Raw genomic sequence first — 3,598 nt, forward strand, 5'->3', positions numbered from 1 at the left:
CAGCGCCAGCAATTCAGCGCGCTGGCGAGGCGAAAGAAACCCGCCGCGAATCATGCCTCCAGCCGAATCCGAAAACCCTTCCGACGCAAGCCCCTTTTCGCCCCCTCAATGAGTCCGCGTACAGCAATTCAAGCTCTCACGGAATTTCGCGGCACTGGCCGGAGCGAGCTGCCGTATAAGTCTCACTGCCGAGTTCGAACTACGCTCTTTCGTGCTTCAGGGTATCCTGGATCGAGCGCTGCCAGTCGCTACCGCAGACATCATTGCGGCGCTCAAAACACGTGCCCACAGCCTATATAATCAACGGGCCTTCGCGCGCTCGGTACATCTTTCTCACGATCGGGACCGCGTGCACGATGGCGACAGCGTGTGACGCGCGGGGATGTCCGGCGATAGAAGCACGCACCAGAGTAGCCATTCGGGTGCCATTGTGGGTGCTTGGTGCTCACTTGGGAGGAACCTCGGAGCGACGTCGCCGGCAACGACGGCCGGCGTCTCACGGCACGCTCGTCGGCCGATCATCGACGCCGATCACCATGAGCGGTCGTCGTCCGCCCTTGATCGGGTCGACTGGGCGACGATGATCGGCGCGCAGATACGGAGAGGAGATTGGCATTGGATCAGGATGTGACCGTACCGGTCGGCGTGACCAACGAGCGCCTGCTGGCCTGGGTCGGCCAGATGCGGCAGCTCTGCAAGCCTAACAGCGTCCACTGGGTCGACGGCTCGGTCGAGGAATACGACCGGCTGTGCGCGCAGATGGTCGAGTCCGGCACGTTCGTCCGCCTCAATCCCGAGAAACGCCCGAACTCCTATCTGGCGCGCTCGCACCCCTCCGACGTGGCGCGGGTCGAGGAGCGAACCTTCGTCTGCTCGCTCAGCAAGGATGACGCCGGCCCCACCAACAATTGGGCGCCGCCGGCGGAAATGCGCGCCACGCTGCTTTCCCTTTTCGACGGCTGGATGCGCGGCCGCACCATGTATGTGATTCCTTTAAGCATGGGGCCGCTGGGCTCTTCGATCGCGAAGATCGGCGTGCAGATCACCGACAGTCCCTATGTCGTGGTCAATACCCGGATCATGACCCGCATGGGGCGCGCCGTGCTCGACGTGCTCGGCGACGGCGCGTTCATCCCCTGCATGCATTCGGTCGGCGCGTCACATTTGCCCGAAAGCCCGGACGCGCCCTGGCCGTGCGAGGTCGACATCAGCCGCAAATATATCGTGCACTTCCCGGAGACCTACGAGATCTGGTCGTACGGTTCGGGCTACGGCGGCAACGCGCTGCTCGGCAAGAAGTGTCTCGCGCTGCGCATCGCCTCGGTAATGGCCCGCCACGAAGGCTGGCTTGCCGAGCATATGCTGATCATGGGCATCCACTCGCCGACAGGCGAGAAGACCTATTTGGCCGCCGCGTTCCCGAGCGCCTGCGGCAAGACGAATCTCGCCATGCTGGCGCCGCCCAAAGAGCTGGACGGCTGGAAGGTGACCACGGTCGGCGACGACATCGCGTGGATCAAGAAGGACGAGCACGGGCGGTTGCGCGCAATCAATCCCGAGGCCGGGTTCTTCGGCGTGGCGCCGGGGACGAACGAGCTGTCCAACCCGAATGCGATGGCGAGCTGCGCCAAGAACTCGATCTTCACCAACGTGGCGCTGACCGACGACGGCGACGTTTGGTGGGAGGGGATGACGGAGACGCCGCCCGCCCATCTGATCGACTGGACCGGCGCGGACTGGACGCCCGGGTGCGGCCGTCCCGCGGCGCATCCGAATTCGCGATTCACCGCGCCCGCCTCGCAGTGCCCGTCGATCGATCCCGACAGGGAGAACCCGGCCGGCGTGCCGATCAGCGGCTTCGTGTTCGGCGGCCGGATGCGCAAGAACATGCCGCTCGTGTTCCAGGCGTTCAACTGGAGCCACGGCGTGTATCTCGCGGCCACGATGGGTTCCGAGGCGACTGCGGCGGCGATCGGCGTGACCGCGACGCGGCGCGACCCCATGGCGATGCTGCCGTTCTGCGGCTACAACATGGCCGACTACTTCACCCACTGGCTGGACGTGGGACGGCAGGTCGCCAACCCGCCGCGCATCTTCCGTATCAACTGGTTCCGCCGCGACGACGACGGCAACTTCCTCTGGCCCGGCTTCGGCCACAACATGCGCGTGCTGAAGTGGATCGCCGACCGTGTGCACGGGCGGGGCTACGCGGTGGAAAGCCCGATCGGCTGGATGCCGCGGTACGAGGACATCGACTGGCGCGGCCTCGAATACGACCGCGACACGTTCTACGACCTCATGGCGGTCGGCCGGGAGGCCGGCACCGAGGAGGCGCATCTCCACGAGGAGATGTTCGACCGTTTCTTCGACCGGTTGCCGAAGGAGTTCATCTTCGAGCGCGAGCTGCTGCGGTCGCGGCTGTGGCGATCGCCGGCCCGCTGGGAGCTTGCGCATGAGGCCTGACCGCCTGAGGGCCTTGTCAGACAAAATCGGGACCGATTGCACCCGGCATCCGTTAGGCGCGGCAAGACGGAATTCTAAGTGAGGATCGGCCCATGACTGTGTGCCATTCGGCCAGCGCGGCCGAGCGTCTCTGTTTGTAGATTGCGCGGGCGACGAGATGACGCTCCTGGTTGAAATGGTTGTGGACCAGATCGTCGTTCTCGCCGTCGAAAGCGAGCACCATCTCGGCGAGAGCCGCGGGGTCCTTGGGGAGATCTTCGGGGCGAAGCGCCATATCGAAAAGCTACACGAAAACGCCCGGAATCGCCAGCAAAACAAGGCGACTCAGACAACTTTCGTTGGTCGCTTCGTCACCTTCGGGACCACCCGCGACCACTCCGAAAGGCCTTCGATCAGCATCGCCAGTTGCGCCCCCGTCACGCGCATCGTCCCCTCCCGAACAGGAGGCCAGGCGAAGTCGCCGTCCTCAAGCCACTTGGTCGCCAGAACAAGGCCCGAGCCGTCAAAAACCAGGAGCTTCAAGCAATCCGATCTCTTCGAGCGGAACACGAAAACGTCGCCGCTGTAGGGCTTGCCGGCCAACCCTTCCGCCACCAGCGCGACCAGGCCGTGTACGCCTTTGCGAAAATCGATCGGCTGCGTCGCAACGAACACCCGGACATCCGAGCCGAACGAAATCACCGCGTCGACCTCACTGCCGTCAGCACGCGCTCCAGCGTCGCGGCGTCGACGCCGACGGGCACGCGCACCGTCGCGCCCGCGATCGTCACCGTTCGGTCGGGCCCGCCAAGACGCGGGGCTGGTCGATCGCGTCCGGCCGCGCCTCGACTCCGTCGTCGAGCCGGAGTTGGACGAACTGCGGGGCTTCGCCGGCGGCGCGCCGAGCCTGGCGCCGCCACACATTGAGCAATCCCCGGTTGACCCCGTTGCGCCGCGCCACCTCGGATATGTTCACTTCGGGATCGGCGCTCTCGGCCAGGATCCGCGCCTTCTCCGCATCGCTCCAATCGCGCCGACGCCGCCGTCCCGTGATCAGTTCGACACGCTGATAAGAGTCGGCATCATGCCTTGGGTTGATGCATGGAATTAGCGCCCGTCGCATTGTCGAATCGAAGCGCAAGTCTCGCTCAGCCGA

4 protein-coding genes are annotated in these 3,598 nt (G+C 65.0%); 1 reads left to right on the forward strand and 3 read right to left on the reverse strand.

Annotated features, from left to right (window positions below; genetic code table 11):
- Positions 1 to 615: 615 nt before the first annotated feature.
- The gene (locus tag ACLP25_RS11040) at positions 616 to 2,463 is read left to right on the forward strand and encodes a phosphoenolpyruvate carboxykinase (GTP) (protein WP_442469244.1); all 1,848 of its coding nucleotides are present in this window, start codon (positions 616 to 618) and stop codon (positions 2,461 to 2,463) included.
- 52 nt (positions 2,464 to 2,515) lie between these two features.
- Here ACLP25_RS11040 and ACLP25_RS11045 read toward each other — a convergent pair whose 3' ends face one another.
- From ACLP25_RS11045 to ACLP25_RS11055, 3 genes are all read right to left on the reverse strand, one after another.
- On the reverse strand, positions 2,516 to 2,737 hold the full coding sequence (locus ACLP25_RS11045; protein ID WP_442469245.1) for a hypothetical protein: 222 nt from the start codon (positions 2,735 to 2,737) through the stop codon (positions 2,516 to 2,518).
- Positions 2,738 to 2,787: 50 nt separating this feature from the next.
- Positions 2,788 to 3,144 carry an IS66 family insertion sequence element accessory protein TnpB gene (tnpB, locus tag ACLP25_RS11050; protein ID WP_442469246.1) on the reverse strand — a complete coding sequence of 119 codons (357 nt, stop codon included), beginning with the start codon at positions 3,142 to 3,144 and terminating at the stop codon, positions 2,788 to 2,790.
- Positions 3,145 to 3,229: 85 nt separating this feature from the next.
- On the reverse strand, positions 3,230 to 3,565 hold the full coding sequence (locus tag ACLP25_RS11055) for a transposase (RefSeq protein ID WP_442469247.1): 336 nt from the start codon (positions 3,563 to 3,565) through the stop codon (positions 3,230 to 3,232).
- Positions 3,566 to 3,598 lie beyond the last annotated feature (33 nt).

The organism is Roseiarcus sp. (assembly GCF_052145395.1).
In the GTDB taxonomy this organism is placed as follows: Bacteria; Pseudomonadota; Alphaproteobacteria; order Rhizobiales; family Beijerinckiaceae; genus Roseiarcus.

Bases quoted from the DNA above. Each gene is read 5' to 3' on its own strand.
- ACLP25_RS11045 (WP_442469245.1), bottom strand. From the start codon at position 2,737: ATGGCGCTTCGCCCCGAAGATCTCCCCAAGGACCCCGCGGCTCTCGCC.
- ACLP25_RS11055 (WP_442469247.1), bottom strand. From the start codon at position 3,565: ATGCGACGGGCGCTAATTCCATGCATCAACCCAAGGCATGATGCCGAC.